General features: G+C 44.1%; 10 protein-coding genes. 6 read left to right on the top strand and 4 right to left on the bottom strand.

Annotated elements, in window-relative coordinates; genetic code table 11:
- Positions 1–30 precede the first annotated feature (30 nt).
- A complete protein-coding gene (locus J4N39_RS22125; RefSeq protein WP_252025012.1) occupies positions 31–2,448 on the bottom strand; it encodes a sensor domain-containing protein in 2,418 nt (805 codons plus the stop codon).
- 27 nt (positions 2,449–2,475) lie between these two features.
- Complete coding sequence (locus tag J4N39_RS22130; protein ID WP_252025014.1) at positions 2,476–3,207, bottom strand: transporter substrate-binding domain-containing protein; 732 nt, start codon at positions 3,205–3,207, stop codon at positions 2,476–2,478.
- A gap of 447 nt (positions 3,208–3,654) precedes the next feature.
- On the opposite strand from J4N39_RS22130, the gene J4N39_RS22135 reads away from it, so the two are divergent.
- Positions 3,655–4,281 (top strand): hypothetical protein, encoded by a 627-nt coding sequence (locus J4N39_RS22135; protein ID WP_252025016.1) that lies wholly within the window; start codon positions 3,655–3,657, stop codon positions 4,279–4,281.
- A 201-nt stretch (positions 4,282–4,482) separates the two neighbouring features.
- Here the strand turns inward: J4N39_RS22135 and J4N39_RS22140 are convergent, their stop codons facing one another.
- Complete coding sequence (locus tag J4N39_RS22140; protein ID WP_252025018.1) at positions 4,483–6,279, bottom strand: hypothetical protein; 1,797 nt, start codon at positions 6,277–6,279, stop codon at positions 4,483–4,485.
- A 470-nt stretch (positions 6,280–6,749) separates the two neighbouring features.
- Here J4N39_RS22140 and J4N39_RS22145 point away from each other — a divergent pair, with 470 nt between their 5' ends.
- Positions 6,750–8,615, top strand: coding sequence for a putative nucleotidyltransferase substrate binding domain-containing protein (locus tag J4N39_RS22145; protein ID WP_252025020.1), 1,866 nt, complete (start codon positions 6,750–6,752; stop codon positions 8,613–8,615).
- Between the two features lie 4 nt (positions 8,616–8,619).
- Positions 8,620–9,339 carry a 3'-5' exonuclease gene (locus J4N39_RS22150; protein WP_252025023.1) on the top strand — a complete coding sequence of 240 codons (720 nt, stop codon included), beginning with the start codon at positions 8,620–8,622 and terminating at the stop codon, positions 9,337–9,339.
- A gap of 53 nt (positions 9,340–9,392) precedes the next feature.
- Here the strand turns inward: J4N39_RS22150 and J4N39_RS22155 are convergent, their stop codons facing one another.
- Positions 9,393–11,675, bottom strand: a complete 2,283-nt coding sequence (locus tag J4N39_RS22155; RefSeq protein WP_252025025.1) for a glycoside hydrolase family 9 protein — start codon at positions 11,673–11,675, stop codon at positions 9,393–9,395.
- Between the two features lie 776 nt (positions 11,676–12,451).
- Between J4N39_RS22155 and J4N39_RS22160 the strand changes: the two genes are divergently transcribed.
- The 3 genes from J4N39_RS22160 to J4N39_RS22170 all read left to right on the top strand — a co-directional run bounded on the left by J4N39_RS22160 (position 12,452) and on the right by J4N39_RS22170 (position 16,432).
- Positions 12,452–14,233, top strand: coding sequence for a sodium:solute symporter family transporter (locus J4N39_RS22160; RefSeq protein ID WP_252025027.1), 1,782 nt, complete (start codon positions 12,452–12,454; stop codon positions 14,231–14,233).
- Between the two features lie 156 nt (positions 14,234–14,389).
- A complete protein-coding gene (locus J4N39_RS22165; protein WP_252025029.1) occupies positions 14,390–14,998 on the top strand; it encodes a cob(I)yrinic acid a,c-diamide adenosyltransferase in 609 nt (202 codons plus the stop codon).
- A 663-nt stretch (positions 14,999–15,661) separates the two neighbouring features.
- Positions 15,662–16,432 carry an oligogalacturonate-specific porin KdgM family protein gene (locus J4N39_RS22170; RefSeq protein WP_252025031.1) on the top strand — a complete coding sequence of 257 codons (771 nt, stop codon included), beginning with the start codon at positions 15,662–15,664 and terminating at the stop codon, positions 16,430–16,432.
- The last annotated feature ends 14 nt before the right edge of the window (positions 16,433–16,446 follow it).

Raw genomic sequence — 16,446 nt, forward strand, 5'->3', positions numbered from 1 at the left:
ATTAGAGTTGTGCTAGCTTTCTAGCACAACTTAACTACGAACCTGAATAGGCAACGGCACACTATTTCCGACAAACTTGTCGCTGACCACCGGATGTCCGAAATAATACCCCTGAAAGTTCACACACCCCTGGCTGACTAACAAATCGAGCTGAGTCTGAGTCTCTACACCTTCAGCAATCACCTCTAAATCCAGGCGTTTTGCCATGGTCAAAATGACATCAATCAGTGGTGAGGTATCTGTCCCATCAGTCAGCCCGTTAACAAAGGAGCGATCAATTTTCAGCTCATCTAGGGGAAGTTCTTTAAGGTAACGTAACGACGAATAACCCGTTCCAAAATCATCAATAGAAAATGCGATTCCCTTTGTTTTGAGCTGAAGCATTTTGTTTTTGGCGACTTCAAAGTTGTTCAACAACAGGTTTTCCGTTATTTCCAGAACAATCAGATTGCCTGGTATCTCGTACTTATCAAGAAGATTGGTGATGTATGTGACAAAATCTACCTGGAGGAAAAAAGAAGGGCTGACGTTCACAGACAGACGTTCAATCTGGTCTAGTTTGCCAATCTGTCGCCAAGTCGCCAAATGTGACATGCTCTCTTCTAGAACCCATTTATCGATGTCAATTATGAGCCCGCTCTCCTCAGCATGGGGGATAAAAAATCCAGGCATGACTAGCCCATGCTTTGGACTGTTCCACCTTACCAGCACTTCTCCTCTTAAACGGCTTTTACCTATACTAACCTGAGGCTGTACCCAAATCTCAAACTGGTTTTTCTCCAAAGCAATATGGATCCCCTCTTCCAGCTCAAGCAGATGCTGGGCAGCGTATTGCATTTCTCGTTCAAAAAACTGCACCCCATTGCGCCCTAGAGATTTTGCTTTGTACATAGCTGTATCTGCCCGGCGAATTAGCTCACTGGCATCAACGTTCTCGTCCGGAAAAAAAGCGATACCAATACTGGCAGTAGTATGCAGAGTCGCATCATCAAGAATTAGTGGCTTCGATAGACTATTTGCTAGCTCACGTGCCAGCACCATGGCTTTCTCGGCAGCATATTCTGGACTGTCCGCCAGATCAGATAGGGCAACGACAAACTCATCTCCCCCTAAACGACCACATATCGCTTTAGCTTTAAAAATGGAACGAGTACGAGATGCAACTTCGATCAACACTTGGTCACCGACACCATGTCCCAAGGAGTCATTGATTTTTTTGAACTGATCTAAATCAAAGTAGAGAAGCGCACCATACTTGCTCTCCTCATGATGCTGTTGGATCAACTCTTCAATCTGCTGAGAGAAAAGGCTGCGATTGGCTAACTGAGTCAATGAGTCATAATAGGCAAGCTCATGAATCTTTTTCTGAGCAATCACTCTTTCAGTGACGTCCCGTGCATTGACCATCACAAATGCGTTGCCATCAACATCAAAATAGGTCGCACGGCACTCCAGATGCACCTTTTCATCATTCCCGCCAACCATGCTGACAAACTCATCATCGTAACTATGTACACTATGTGCTGCTATTTTCTTGAACAGAACTTCCATCTCTGCGACAGAGAAGAGCTGACTAAACTCGGCCAAGCTGCGTCCATTAAGCGTGTCAAAACTCAGCCCCAGTAACTCTTCTGCCAGTTTATTTACAAACTGCACCTGTGTATTGGGATGGCAAAGAAACATAGCCTCACTGGAGTTCTCCATCAGCAAGCGAGAAAAGCGTTCACTTGTTGCGAGACTGTCCACCATTTCGGTCAATTTTACCGAAGCCGCCTGATTGGCTTGCCACTCGTTACTAAAACGTTCCACCAGCAAACCAAGTTCATCGTCCCTGATATAAGGCAATGGCTCCATGCTCTTCCCAGAGCTTAGGTTGGTTACCCACAACCCAATTTTCATCACCGGCTTAGATATGTACACATAATTAAGAAGCACAAGAATTGCTGCTAGCAGCAAGGTAAAAATCAATGCGATGCCAAGGTTGATCTGGACCTCCTTGACTAATTCATTAGCTAACACTGATTCGTCAACATAGATTGTTAGCGTCGCATTCTGCTTGCGTGAGCTGACACTGATTTGAAAGGATTGCTCTGGTGGCATGTTTACCAAATATGATGCAGCTTGAATATACGGAGACATGGCATAGGTCTCCGCACGTTGTTTATCCCCTAATGCGTCACCAAAATCATCATAAAAGGCTGCTCTTTTAATTAAGGGTTGGCGAATAAGAGACATTAATATCTCTTCGGTTTGCTCTTCGTCGAGGGTATAAACGGCACTACTCAATGTATCCCGGTGCAAATCAACCGAACGGGCAATAATCTCTGCCTGAACAACTCTATCTTTCTCAAGATTTAAGTAAACATGGACAGCAGCCGAAAGCCCCCCGCATAACATAGATGCGATAAAAACGTATATGGTTTGCTTAATAGAGAGACTTAACTTCATTGGAGGAACAACTCTTCTATAGGCATACTAAAAATATTTTCTTTGTATCGTTTCGTATGTTCCATTTTGCTTTATTGCTTGTAGGCCGCGATTAAAAGATGTAACTATTTGCTCGCTATTCGGATAAGGTTTGCTCACACATAAATGTAGCGAAATGGATGCCACATCCTCGATATATGTAACCTTGAGGTTTTCTTGAGACTGCATTTTTTTCGCTATATGCATTGTTGGAATTTCGGGCCCGTAAAAGACATCCACACCGCGATGTAGCACACTAACCAGTGCTGAACGCATATCCTTTGAAGGCAGGTATTCAATACCGTGCGCCTCCAACTTGTTTGTTGCCCCCCAACCCGCAATAGTGGTAACGCTATAACCTGCAAGGTCATTCAGGTTATTAATCGGTTCCGTTTGCGTTTCTTTTCGGGTAATAGCAGTTTGCCGAGTGGTACTAATATACTCGCTAAATAGCATATATTTTTCCCGCCCTTTTCTCTTACTGCATGATAACCCCCCAGCGACTTCTCCGACTTGCATTAATTTCATTACACGTTTCCAAGGAAGAACATCAAATTTCACTTCCTGACCACTTTCTTGAAATGCAGCCGCAACCACTTCAACATCCATACCAGATATCTCGTTGTCACTATTTACGATCATATAGGGAGGATAGTGAACGACATAAAAGGTCAGCGGCTCCTGTGCACTCACTAGGCCACTAAATATAAATATGAAAAACAAAATAATCTTACGCATCATCAGTTCACTATTTTCATAATCATTTATAAAACTAACTGTTTATATTCTGAAAGGCAACGGTGTTTTGCTCCTGTCCGCCGTTAGGTGGATAGTTAAAAACCCTGCGCATGTCTGTCATCCACACAGCAAAGCCCCGAAACCATTGCGCTGTTCCATATACAAGCATAGAAACGTATAAGAGGTATTACCAGATTCCGAACAGTGCTCTTGCACCCTGTCCCTCAGCGCCCCCTTTGCAAACGGCGGGCACTTTTTACCTCAACTCCTCAATTTCTTCATAATTGCTCTGCAATGCCTAATTACGCTCTCTACTCGAACATAATTTAGCGAATGATCTTGAGCACACGTCAATCAAATCGTCATATTCGACTCATACACTGCTCAAGACAGGCGACTCACTCACCGTGGGAGCCGTATTGCTATCTATACCTATTCAAGGAAGAGAGAATGATGGATAGAGCATTTAAGTGGTTCACTTTAGTCAACAGCGCCATTTGTGTGATGGCACTACTTTACCTAATGAGTAAATGGGCAGGAGAGTTTTACTACACCTATCAACTAGACCAACTGCAACAGGCCCAAGTCTCTTATAATGAGTTAAGCCATGATATAACGTCGGCTCACCGCTACATCGTCATGCTGTCCGACCAAGACGCTAGCAAACTGCCTTCAGTAATAGCGCAACTAGCAAAGGCACATACCCACCTGGCCGATATCAACACTAACTTGCCGCAGTCTCATACAGTGCAAAACCTAACCGCAGCGCTAAAAGACGTAGAGACCAACCTCGACCTTCTAACGCAACTAGATACGGCATCGCAGAGCCAAGCCATGCACCGACTTCCCTACCAATTTGGAAACCAAGTACGTACCTTACTTAATGACTTGGGTATTGAGCTCCACCTTAACGTGGCAAAAACCATCAAACAGGCACAGTCTCAAACACAAGCAAGTCGTTATTTGCACCATGTGGCTGGGATTTATATCGGTATCTCACTTCTGCTTTTGCTGTTTTTCACCGTCAGCAAACACCCTATGATGAGACGTAGCTTAATTACACACTCACCCCGATAAATTTGGAAATTAAGAATCCTAATTTTTTGTAGCTCAAGTGCGATTAGTAGGAGGGCCCTGCCCTGTTTTCAGGTCAGGGCTTTGGTAATAGGAGATCTTGCCATGCAGGACAGAGGTTAGAACAAAAACTAGAGGGAATTAAGCTAGAGTCACAAGACAATTTACTTAAATAGAAAACCTAAAGTTATCTATAACACGGTTTTAGCGATGCATACTTAACCAGCTCACTAGCTGTTCATCTTTGATAACCACATTCCCGGCTTTTATAGACGTAATATGCCCATTACGCTTTTTACCAGAAAGCCCTCTCGAAGGGTCCATTTCGCCAAAAATCCTTTTTGCCTCAAACTGATAACGGATGAATGCTTCCTCTGGAGACTTAATGCTCTTGGACTTATGTACCATGTAAACAAGTGCATTTAATGTGCTGCGAAGATAATGTTCCAAGTTTACGATCAAAAGTTCAAGTCGCTCATGTGGAGATGCGTTGTGAACAATCGCATTTCTTACGCGATATATTCGATGGATGTGTAATTCCACTTTGCGCTCATGCGCTTCAATTTTTTGTGCTAGTTCGAATGGACTAGAGCACAGTTCCATAAAGTTACCGAATCGGTATTGAGCATAAGGGTGCTCACTTAGTCGTTTATTGACCTCACTAGCAAAATCTTTTCGTTTAAGTGCATTGTAAATAGTCCCTAGATCAGCATCTTGAACCAGTATGTTACCAATCGCTGTCCAATTCAGCGATTTTGCGCACCCTCTCAGGGCAAACAACTGCTTTACTGGGTAATCAAGAGCAATACATGGTAATACAGCTTTTATTACATGTTCATCATGTCTCAGAGGACCATCCTCATCGATTAGGGTCAATGACTCCAGTGCCGACCAAAAAGCGGTAAACCTACTTTCAAGACTTTTCTCATTCACACCATTTTGGAAGAAACGAAAAGCTGCGCTGATTTTGTTACCTGTCTTTATTGAACCTTTTTGTCTAAGGTGACTCACCGCATCTATGTATATGGATAGATCATCACTGGCCCAGCGATCGAGAGAGTTGCTTAAGTCTTTGTCAAATCTAGGCAATGACTTAGACTCTCCCGATTCGTCTACTACAGTTACTTTCGAGCCAATTTGAATTTCATTTTTGCCTAGGAAATACGAGAACAAATCTAAAGCTTGAAGAATACGCTTTTCGGCAAGTTGGCGCGCAGAACTGTATGAAATGGCAGCAACTTTTATTGTAGCATTGACAATATGATTTCTGTTGGCAACTTGCTCTGGCACTTCAAACTGACAATCTTCCAAAGTTTGCACTTCAGTTCGGCTTAACAACTCGAACAGTGATTTATTGTCGAGGCTTAGCTTTACTGTATAAGCCTTAGTGTCGAGAGTGATTTTGCTGGTGAAGTTTTCGAAAGCATCAATAAAAGCGACATCATCTCTACGCTTCTTCAAATAATTCCTGCATAAAAGGTAGCATTCAGAAGTCGGCATACCGAGAGTTACGAGGTGGCTCAAAAGAGCATTAGCTTTAATATTAATGGTTGTTAGTGCTTCTGAACCAGAATCTGCTCCGTCTGCAAGTCGCTGTCTCAAGTCTTGCACTACTTCATTTCTATAGTGCAAAATCAGCAGGTCTTTTACCTCTTGCAGCAAGCTAACGACCAATTCCTTTTGGTTTTCAAGTGGTTCACCATGACTAGAAAAAATGTCATTTAGCTTTTTAGGAATACCATTAAAGCAAGCAGCGCCTAGAATTGTATCTTTATCTATAAATGAAGTAAGTTCCTCAACAACATGCTTTCGTTTTTCTGGTGCTCGGTGCTTGTTTCCTAAAGAGTATAAGTCCAGCAGTTCTAACACCGAATTTAGCGTATTATTATATGAGACTCGATCACTGTCTAAACTTTTGACATTGCTCATGCTAGCCCAGCATTCAATAAAGAACAGCTGTTGTTTCTCCAGATTTCGGTTAATCTCCTTGAAAATGCGCATACCTTGCTCAATCCACCAGTGTCAGTTATACTCATCCACATCATACAGATTTTACATCAATAGCACACTAAGCTGTTGATTCCGAAAAAAACGGTCTCCACTTTTGACTGTGGCATGTTCCCGAGAAGTTCTGAGACCAATCATACTGAAGGGCGCATTTATGCGCCCTTTTTTATATTTGCAGAAAGCGAAGTGGTAAAACAAGCTGGCGAAGCCAGTAACGCTTATAGCGATCTAACTGAAAAGCATTATCTATGCACTGATTGTTACCGAGTATTTAAGTACGATAATTTGCACTTATCCAAAAACCTATCTATCTACGTCTCCTCAGGGGTGTGAGTGCAAACACAACTTACCCGGCATTTATCTCTTCAAACCTAACCAACACCAAAGTTTTATAGAAATCAACGTGCATTCATGTCTTCTGAGTATATAATCATACAAATAACTCAATTGCGCAGTGGAACCCCATGACAGAGTCTTTGCTTCCTAATATTCTTCAGTTTATTGGCCAGATCGACCCATTCGATAAAATCCCGCAGCCCGCCTTGCGTGAACTGGCTTCGCAGGTGCAGATCACTTATCTCAGCAAAGGGGAAGTGATCGACTTATGTGCTAAAGACCAAGAAAAGTCCCTCTATATCGTGCGTACAGGCTCAATGGAGCAGCGCAAAAAGGATGGAGTGCTAAGAGCCAAGCTGGGGGCGGAAGATCTGTTTGGTTTTACCGCATTATCTGAAGATGTGGATGGCGATAAAGGCTATAAGGCCATTGCAATTGAGAACTCACTGATTTACATCATTCCGCATACCGCTCTGCAACAGCTATTCAAAACTTATCCAGATTGTGCTGAGCACTTTGCCTCACAGGCGCAAGTGCGTTTGAAATCTGCGTTGGATGTGGTGTGGTCAAATAAAGACAAAGGCTTGTTTATCAAACAAGTTCAAGAGGTGGCGAGTGGCCGTATTGCGGTTGTGACGGCGGATCAGACCATCCAACAAGTCGCCCACGAAATGCGTATAGTTAAACGCTCACCCTGCGCTGTGGTGTATGACAATGACAAAATCGTTGGGCTAGTCACAGACCGAGATATGACCAAACGCGTCATCGCTCATGGTGTCCCTGTCACTCAGCCAATTTCCGAAGTGATGACACAGCAGCCCCTGACCATAAAACCCGACGATTTGGTATTGCACGCAGCATCTGTGATGATGCAGTTCAATATTCGAAACTTACCTGTCGTGGATGACAATAAAGTCGTCGGACTGTTAACCACAACCCATTTAGTGCAAAACCATCGCATGCAGGCGATTTTCCTCATTGAGAAAATCAAGTACGCAGGCAGTGTTAAGACTTTGTCTTCCTTTACACCCGAACGCCAAGCGATCTTTGAAGCCTTGGTTGAAGGCAAGGTGAGTCCTGAGACGACAGGCAAAGTAATGACGATGATCATGGATGCCTATACCCGTCGTTTAATCCAGATCGCTATCGACAAACTCGGACCTCCGCCGTGTGAATTCTCTTGGATTGTCGCAGGTTCACACGCCCGTAACGAAGTCCATATGCTATCGGATCAAGACAGCGCTATCGTGCTAGCCGATGATGCAACTGACAATGATCGTATTTACTTCAATCACTTAGCTATGATGGTCACTAATGGACTGGCTCGCTGCGACTTCCCGCTTTGTCCTGGTAAGTATATGGCGGCAACACCAAAATGGTGCCAACCACTGTCTGTCTGGAAAAACTACTACAAAAAGTGGGTGGCAAATCCTGAGTATGAACGCCTACTCAACATTAGTGTGTTCTTAGAAATCCGCTCCATTTATGGCAATCGTGAGTACGAAGAGATCCTACGTGATGAACTTCACGCCAATATTCGCAATAACCGTGAGTTCTTAGGGATCTTGGTGCGAGACGCCGTAAATACCAACCCACCTCTTGGCATCTTTAATAAGCTAGTGGTGGAAAAATCCGGTGAGAACAAACAGACTCTCAATATCAAAAAGTATGCGATTACCTTGATTATCGATTTGGCTCGAATCTATGGTCTGGCGGTTGAGTGTGACCGTTCTTCGACTGACGAGCGATTTACCGCAGCATATAAGAAAGGCGTGTTAAGTGAAGATTCTTACAAGAATATTTTACGGGCATACCAGTTTATCTTGTCATTCCGCTTTAGCCATCAGCTAGAGGCCCTGAAGAAAGGCGAAGAACCGAATAACAATATCAACCCTGACCGCTTCGGAAGCTTTGAGCGTAAACACTTGAAAGATGCGTTCCGAATGATTGCTGACATGCAAGAAGCCGCAAAAGTACGATTTGGGATCCGATAAAACAGTGAAAGCACTACTTGACTATTTCCACCCATTAGAACGAGCCAAACGCCAGAGAAAGCAGTATTTGGGCAATGTTCGCTTGCCAAAAGTACTTGCTCACCTCGTGCATGAGCCGACACCTGATGCCTCAGATTTTGGCTGCAAGCAGAATTATATTGTGCTTGACCTAGAAACCACTGGCTTTGATTACAACCAAGACCTTATTTTGTCGATGGGATGGGTCGAAGTAAAAGATGGCAAGATTGACCTAGCTTCAGCCAGGCATGTCTACATTGACAGCGACTCACAGGTACGCCCTGAAACCGCAGTGATCAATCACATCACCCCGCAAATGCTGAGCGAAGAAGGGGTGTCGATCAATAGTGCAATGACGGCATTTTTTGAAGCTGCCGCTAATAAAATATTGGTGGCACATGCTTGTGTCATGGAAGAAAACTTCATCAACCACTACCTGCACGCCAACTTTGGTTATCAGCACTTACCACTATTGTGGATTGATACTATGTGCATCGAGAAGCGCTTAGCACAAGGCATCAATCAGCAAGATGAAACCGACGTTACCCTGTCTGCCACTCGTGAGCGTTACGGTTTGCCTGAATACAACAACCACAATGCCCTGATTGATGCAGTCGCTACCGCAGAACTACTGCTTGCTCAACAAAAACGAATCAACCCTAATAATAAAGCCACCATCGGGCAGCTTTATCGTTTGAGTCATTAAGCAAGTTCCGTTAGGAATTATCGCCGAAACAGAGTTGAACAAAGCAATATTGCTTAGTTCAACTGCCCTTCATCCAATGCACTGGCAAGCCACACCAAAGGGGCATTCCAGTTAATCGTGATCTCATTTAACGTCCATGCAGAGATGTCGTCTCGGTAGCAAGTTTGACCGACGCAATTACCTTTAAGCCTTGCAGCCACTGAATCACTATAGTTTATCGAGTTGGGGCCCCCCACTAGAGCGCCCGGTGCAGGCATAGGTGATTGAGCGTCAGCAGCATGTGCCCAAAATCGATGGTGTGGATTTTGCGCCGAGTTCTCGCCGTATCCAGTGACATAAGAGATACTCATCGGATTCGCCCCTAAAAGGTAATCCATACCACTGGCCGCTGCCTTAATAAAAGATAGCTCTCCAGTAAAATCGGACGCATACACAAGGAATATTCCACGGTTAGCCACGTTAGAGTTCGAACCCCAAGGGTATTGCTCCACGGAATAGGGTATACGATAGCCCTCTTTTGCCACTTGAGCTTGATAATACTTGGCGGTGTCGATCACTTTGCTTCGAGCTTGGGTTTGAACGTCTTCGCCAAGCTTGCTTGGTACGACCGCCAAACTGATCGTGGCTAAAGGAGCAACATACTGCCAATACATATCTCCTGGAGTCGCAAGGTCGCCGTTTGGGGTCTCCAAGTAGTGTTTAGATTGATTGACTACACTTAGGTATTTGTCTTCGCCTGTTGAAATAAACAACTCGGTCGCAGCCCAATACCACTCATCAGATAACCGCTTATCATCATAAGGGCCAGAGCCTGTAAAGTTATTGTAGGCATAGATTTGCGGCTGTTTAAGCGCAGCATCCCAAGCTCGGGTGGCAGCAGTTAAGCAGCGGTTGGCAAATGCATCATCGATACTTTGCCAAATGCGTGCACACTGGGCACCAATTGCCGCAAGATTTAGGGTGGCAGCTGTTGTCGGGTGTCCAACATAACGCTTTTGTTGACTCTTGTGCGGTGGAAGCGGCATACCAGTCCACTCACCGTCGGCAATTTTGTGAAATGCCATATAAGAAACATCGTGTTTTTCTAATGTCAGCTTTTTTGATCCAGACTGATCGCCAATAGGTACGGCAACTTGCTTACCTTCTGGGATCTGCATTGCAAGCATGAACTCTATGTTCCAACGGGCTTCGGACAATAGAGGATTCACGTCACTATCCATCTCAGGTATTTTAACACCAGTTTGGAAAGGCGCACCATTTCCCCCTAGATGATGACCACGCTCATACAAATTGAGCAATGTCCAAGTGCTAATGCCACTGTTTACCGTATATTTGCCGTGATCGCCCGCATCATACCAGCCCCCGGTTGCATCAATCGAGAAGTCACAGCCGGGCCAGCGATTTCCCCACTCATCGGTTTTGTCAAAACAACTGGCCACATCTTTAGAGTGTCCGGCAGGCCTTGCTAGATCTTCCCTTTGCACATATTTAGTCTCGATCTCAATGCCACTGCGGTTTTGATAGAAATAGGACAAAGCATCGTATTTGAGTTGGCTGTAAATATCATCTCTGATATCAAAAGGGTAACTAGTAGCTTCACCTACCTTGACGGTTAAGCCTTTCATCGGCGACGTATAAGTAGATAGGTCTATCTGGTGCAGGTTTTCACCGGAAGCTCTGTTTTTACCTATTGGTACGCTTCTCCCCATATCGATGTTGATACCGTCAGCAGTTTGCAATACCCAGCGTTGCGGCTCGACGCTGTCTGATTGTAAGTAGATAAACTTGTCAGCCTTTGGCAGAAAGCCCAACTGGTTTTGGCGGATTACGTTGGTCGTGAAAGTCTCCCGATAAGGTGTGCCATTCACAGATACATCAGACACACAAATGGTTGCCGGTTTTTGCGCCCCCATTTGGAACTGAAACTCGGCCGCTGCGTCACTGTCACCCTGTTGGGTGAAAGAAAACTCAAAACGCTGTTTCGACGTACTTAGCTGAGTATCATTAACAAAGTGGTGAGTATAAGGAGGGCCTTGGTGTTGAATAAGCGCTTTAAACTGGGTAGGCGCACTTGCAAAAGCATCAAAACTTACTTGATAGCCTTCTCCGTGAGCCAGGCCAATGCCGGAGTGACCTAGGATAACGTTCCAAGGGTTTGCCCCTGGGTGCGTTATTGTTACGCAAGCTTCCCCGTTTTTTGTCGCAACGTCCGCCCCTGTGAACCACCAGCCATCTGTGCCTTGATTGAAGCTGCCATTTTGAATCATTTCTTGAGCGCTCTCTGCAGAGCTGGTTGCCAACGATAGCAGCGTCAATGCAAAAACTATACGAGTCATCACTTTATCCTTCTTCCCTAAATTCTGTGTTTTACAGTAACGTTGAGGCTGTAATTCACTCAGTGATAAAGCTAAAGAATTGTGAGCTTGTATGAAAGCTAATCATGAATCTGTGATCTCTTGATTACTGCAAGTCGCACTCATGAAACCGATTCATGCCAACAACAAAACAGCGTATTTTTGTCATACTTAATAGCTAAAAAGTTGTATTCCTTTGTTTTTTAGTGCCTTGAGTTTCTCTTCCAGCTCAGTCATCCCCCTTTAAATATCACTACTGAGTATAGATAACCAGAACCGGGCAAAGTGAACTAAAAAAGTATCTTGCTGCGTTTGATTAATTATCTTTTCCCAATAAAACAGGGGGCTGTAAGCCGAACTTTGGCCAAACACAATGGTACAAAGCATTGCAATAGTGTGGGGTTAAATCTTTGAACTGAGTTGCAATCAACCTCAAGAAAATATTTAAGTATTACAAATAATCATGCTAACTCATTTGCATAGTCAATACTGAATTGTGGTTGAATTTAACACAAATTTACGATTTACATTCATCATTCGACTAAATTTGATAAAATGATCGCCGTCACATCTAGGTTTTGCAGCTAAATTTTACAAATTTATACACAAATACAAACTTCGATCCCGATCACTTGTATGATTAATAGAAGGGCTAATACTGGGTCATCAGTCACGTTATGGAGTTATTGTAGTACAAATAGGGCATCAAACGGCTAATATGGACTTACTCATTTAAACAACAATCAAAAGGTCTACAGATGGAACTCAATACTCTTATTGTTGGCGTCTACTTCCTATTCCTTATAGCGATAGGCTGGATGTTCCGTACATTCACCAATACTACCAGTGACTACTTCCGTGGGGGAGGTAACATGCTTTGGTGGATGGTTGGTGCAACCGCATTTATGACACAATTTAGTGCATGGACGTTCACCGGTGCAGCGGGTAAAGCGTACAACGACGGCTTTGCTGTTGCGGTAATCTTCCTAGCGAACGCATTTGGTTACTTCATGAACTATGCGTACTTCGCTCCTAAGTTCCGTCAGCTACGCGTTGTAACGGTAATTGAAGCAATCCGTATGCGTTTTGGTACAACCAACGAACAAGTGTTCACTTGGTCTTCTATGCCTAACAGCGTTGTATCTGCGGGTGTATGGCTAAACGCACTAGCTATCATCGCATCTGGTATCTTCGGTTTCGACATGAACGTCACTATCTGGGTAACTGGCCTAGTAGTACTAGCGATGTCGGTAACAGGTGGTTCATGGGCGGTAATCGCATCTGACTTCATGCAGATGGTTATCATCATGGCAGTAACAGTAACCTGTGCTGTAGTAGCTGTAGTACAAGGCGGCGGTGTTGGCGAAATCGTTAACAACTTCCCAGTACAAGAAGGCGGTTCTTTCCTGTCTGGTAACAACCTAAACTACCTAAGCATCTTCAGCATCTGGGCATTCTTCATCTTCGTTAAGCAGTTCTCTATCACCAACAATATGCTGAACTCTTACCGCTACCTAGCAGCGAAAGACTCGAAGAACGCTAAGAAAGCTGCACTTCTAGCATGTGTGCTAATGCTTGGTGGTGTATTCATCTGGTTCATGCCTTCTTGGTACATTGCTGGTCAAGGTGTAGACCTAGCAGCAGCTTACCCAGAGCAAGGCAAAAAAGCGGCTGACTTCGCTTACCTATACTTCGTACAAGAGTACATGCCAGCAGGTATGGTAGGTCTACTAGTAGCAGCAATGTTTGCAGCAACAATGTCTTCTATGGACTCAGGTCTAAACCGTAACTCAGGTATCTTCGTTAAGAACTTCTACGAGCCAATCGTTCGTAAAGGCGAAGCATCTGAGAAAGAGCTAGTAACAGTATCTAAGATTGTTTCTACGGTATTCGGTCTAGCAATCATCTTCATCGCACAGTTCATCAACTCACTTAAGGGTCTGAGCCTGTTCGATACCATGATGTATGTTGGTGCCCTAATCGGCTTCCCAATGACTATCCCTGCATTCCTTGGCTTCTTCATCAAGAAGACTCCAGACTGGGCTGGTTGGGGTACGCTAGTTGTGGGTGGTATCGTATCTTACGTGGTTGGTTTCGTAATCACAGCAGACACTATCTCTTCTATCTTCGGTCTAGAAGAGCTAACTAAGCGTGAGTGGTCTGATGTTAAAGTAGCAGTTGGTCTAATCGGTCACATTACTCTAACTGGTGGTTTCTTCATCCTATCGACACTGTTCTACAAGCCTCTAACTAAAGAGCGTCAAGCGGACGTAGACAAGTTCTTCGGCAACCTAGAGACTCCACTTGTATCTGAGTCTGCAGAGCAGAAGAAACTGGACAACAAACAGCGTCAAATGCTTGGTAAACTAATCGCAGTAGCAGGTGTTGGTGTGTGTCTAATGGCACTACTACCTAACCCAATGTGGGGTCGCCTAGTGTTTGTTCTGTGTGGTGCAATCGTTGGTGGTGTCGGTATGCTACTTGTTAAAGCAGTCGACGGTGATGTTGAAAAGAAGCTAGAACCAGCATCTAACAGCTAATCCAAACGGTTAAAGCTCCCCCAAGTTTTTTCCTGAAAGATAAGCGGCTACCGAAGGGTAGCCGCTTTTTTTATATTCAAAGTTTAAGTGCTTTAGCTTTCGCAACTAACGCTTTGTCGTTACTATTTGTGCAAACCAATTCTTAGACAACGAACCATGCTCAACGAACAACAAAAACTCTCCGCTCAAACCGCAAGACATAAACGAATTAAAAAGCAGGTCCACGTTAAATCCGACCTCGCAACAGAAGATTCAGGCCGAGTGCTCGTCCTAACAGGTAACGGAAAAGGAAAATCTAGTTCTGGCTTTGGCATGATTTTTAGAGCGCTAGGGCACGGACAACGTTGTGCTGTAGTTCAGTTTCTCAAAGGTGATGCAGAATGTGGGGAGCGAAATCTACTTGAGAGCCTCAATGTCCCCATCATTACCATGAATACTGGCTGCTCCTTTAAAGACGGCTATTGTGCTGACTTTGAACGCACCCGAGCAAAAGAAGTGTGGACTCAGACCTTGTCCTTTCTGAAAGACTCATCAATCGATGTACTGCTGCTCGATGAAGTGACCTATACGGTAGCACGCAAACATTTATGTGTAGATGAGATGGTTAAAGCCATCGAGAATCGCCCTGAGCATCAATCAGTAATCCTTACTGGGCGAGCTGCACACCGAAAACTCAAGGGACTTGCAGATACGGTATCGCGCTTAGATAACGTCAAACATGGACTTCAGCAAGGATTCAAAGCACGCAAAGGCATCGAATATTGACCCAAGTGCTGCCCGACATTCCCATTGTCGGGCAATCTTCAAAGCGTCACTGCCTCGAAACTTATTGCAATATAATCACACAATTAAAAAGTGGTTTCTTCAACATTCGGATAAACCGATAGCCTTCGCTATTTAATAATCCCCAGCCTAGTTTTTGCCTCTATCCACCTAGCAGTTTGTAATAAATACGGAGATAAAAGCCCTCTTTTACATCGTATATATTGAAAGCACCCTCTACATAGAATATGAGCACAACCATAGCTGGGATTTACTTGAACCCAAACGCCTACAACTTCACACCCATGACACTCAAACCCTTACCCTGCAAGGTTTGATCGCGATCAAGACATTTGAGTTAGTCGCATAATTTTTAAGGGATAGAGGAGCGTTTTCGCAATATCAATATCACACAAACCGGTGATTTTTAGGCAAATAGCGTGAACATAATCTCTTTTTTATCACGGGTTCCGTTTATTTTTTCAAGTTAGTTAACAGTTTTATAAGTACCAAAATTGACCTAAAGCGCTTTATGACAAATCTCACAGAACTGAGCCCGAGAACAACCTATTATATTTGTCATACATTAATGCAATATTAAATAAAGCATTAGTGAAAAGTATGGATACACAGTATCTACAACTATAAAACGATTAGGACTTACTCATGAAAGCAGTTACCACTATCGCAGCTCTAGTTGCCTCTACCCTACTTGCTGGCGCCGCTTCTGCAGCCTCTCTTGATTACCGTGCAGAATACAAGCACGAAGATAAAGATTACGCTCACCGCATCAAAATCGGCGACAGCACCAAGATTTTCGACGACGCAGCGAAGCTTTCTCTAAGTGTTGAGCAAAAGTTCCAAAGTGAACAAAACGACGATGGCTCTCAAGATTTCTGGAACGGCGTGTCTCGTGGTGACTCAGAGTTCAGCGCAACCGTACAATACAAACTAGGTGACGGTTGGTACATTGAACCAGGTATGCCAGTAACATTTGGCTCAAACAAAACTACGTTTAAGCCTCAGTTCCGCGTAGGTTACACTTCTAGCTTCGGCCTAACTACAGCACTTCGTTACCGTCATGAGTTCCAAAACTTTGACTCTTCTGCTGGCACAACTTCTGCAGCGGGTTCTGACGATAAGATCGAACGTGCTGGCAAAACTATCCAGCAAGGTAAGATCACTCTAACGGGTGGCTACAAGTTCAAAGATGACCTTAAGAACCTGAAGCTAAGCTGGGAAGCTAACTACAACCACAACTACGACAACGTTCGTCTAGCGAATGACAAGAACTGGGAATGGGATGCTGGTATCAAACTTGGCTACCAATTCGACGACATCACTCCATACATGGAACTATGGACGTCTGATTACGGTTCTTCAGCAGAAAACGATCGTCAGCTTAAGACTCGCGTTGGTATCAAGTACAGCTTCTAATTCGAGCATCCAAT

Source organism: Vibrio sp. SCSIO 43136 (genome assembly GCF_023716565.1).
Taxonomy (GTDB): domain Bacteria; phylum Pseudomonadota; class Gammaproteobacteria; order Enterobacterales; family Vibrionaceae; genus Vibrio.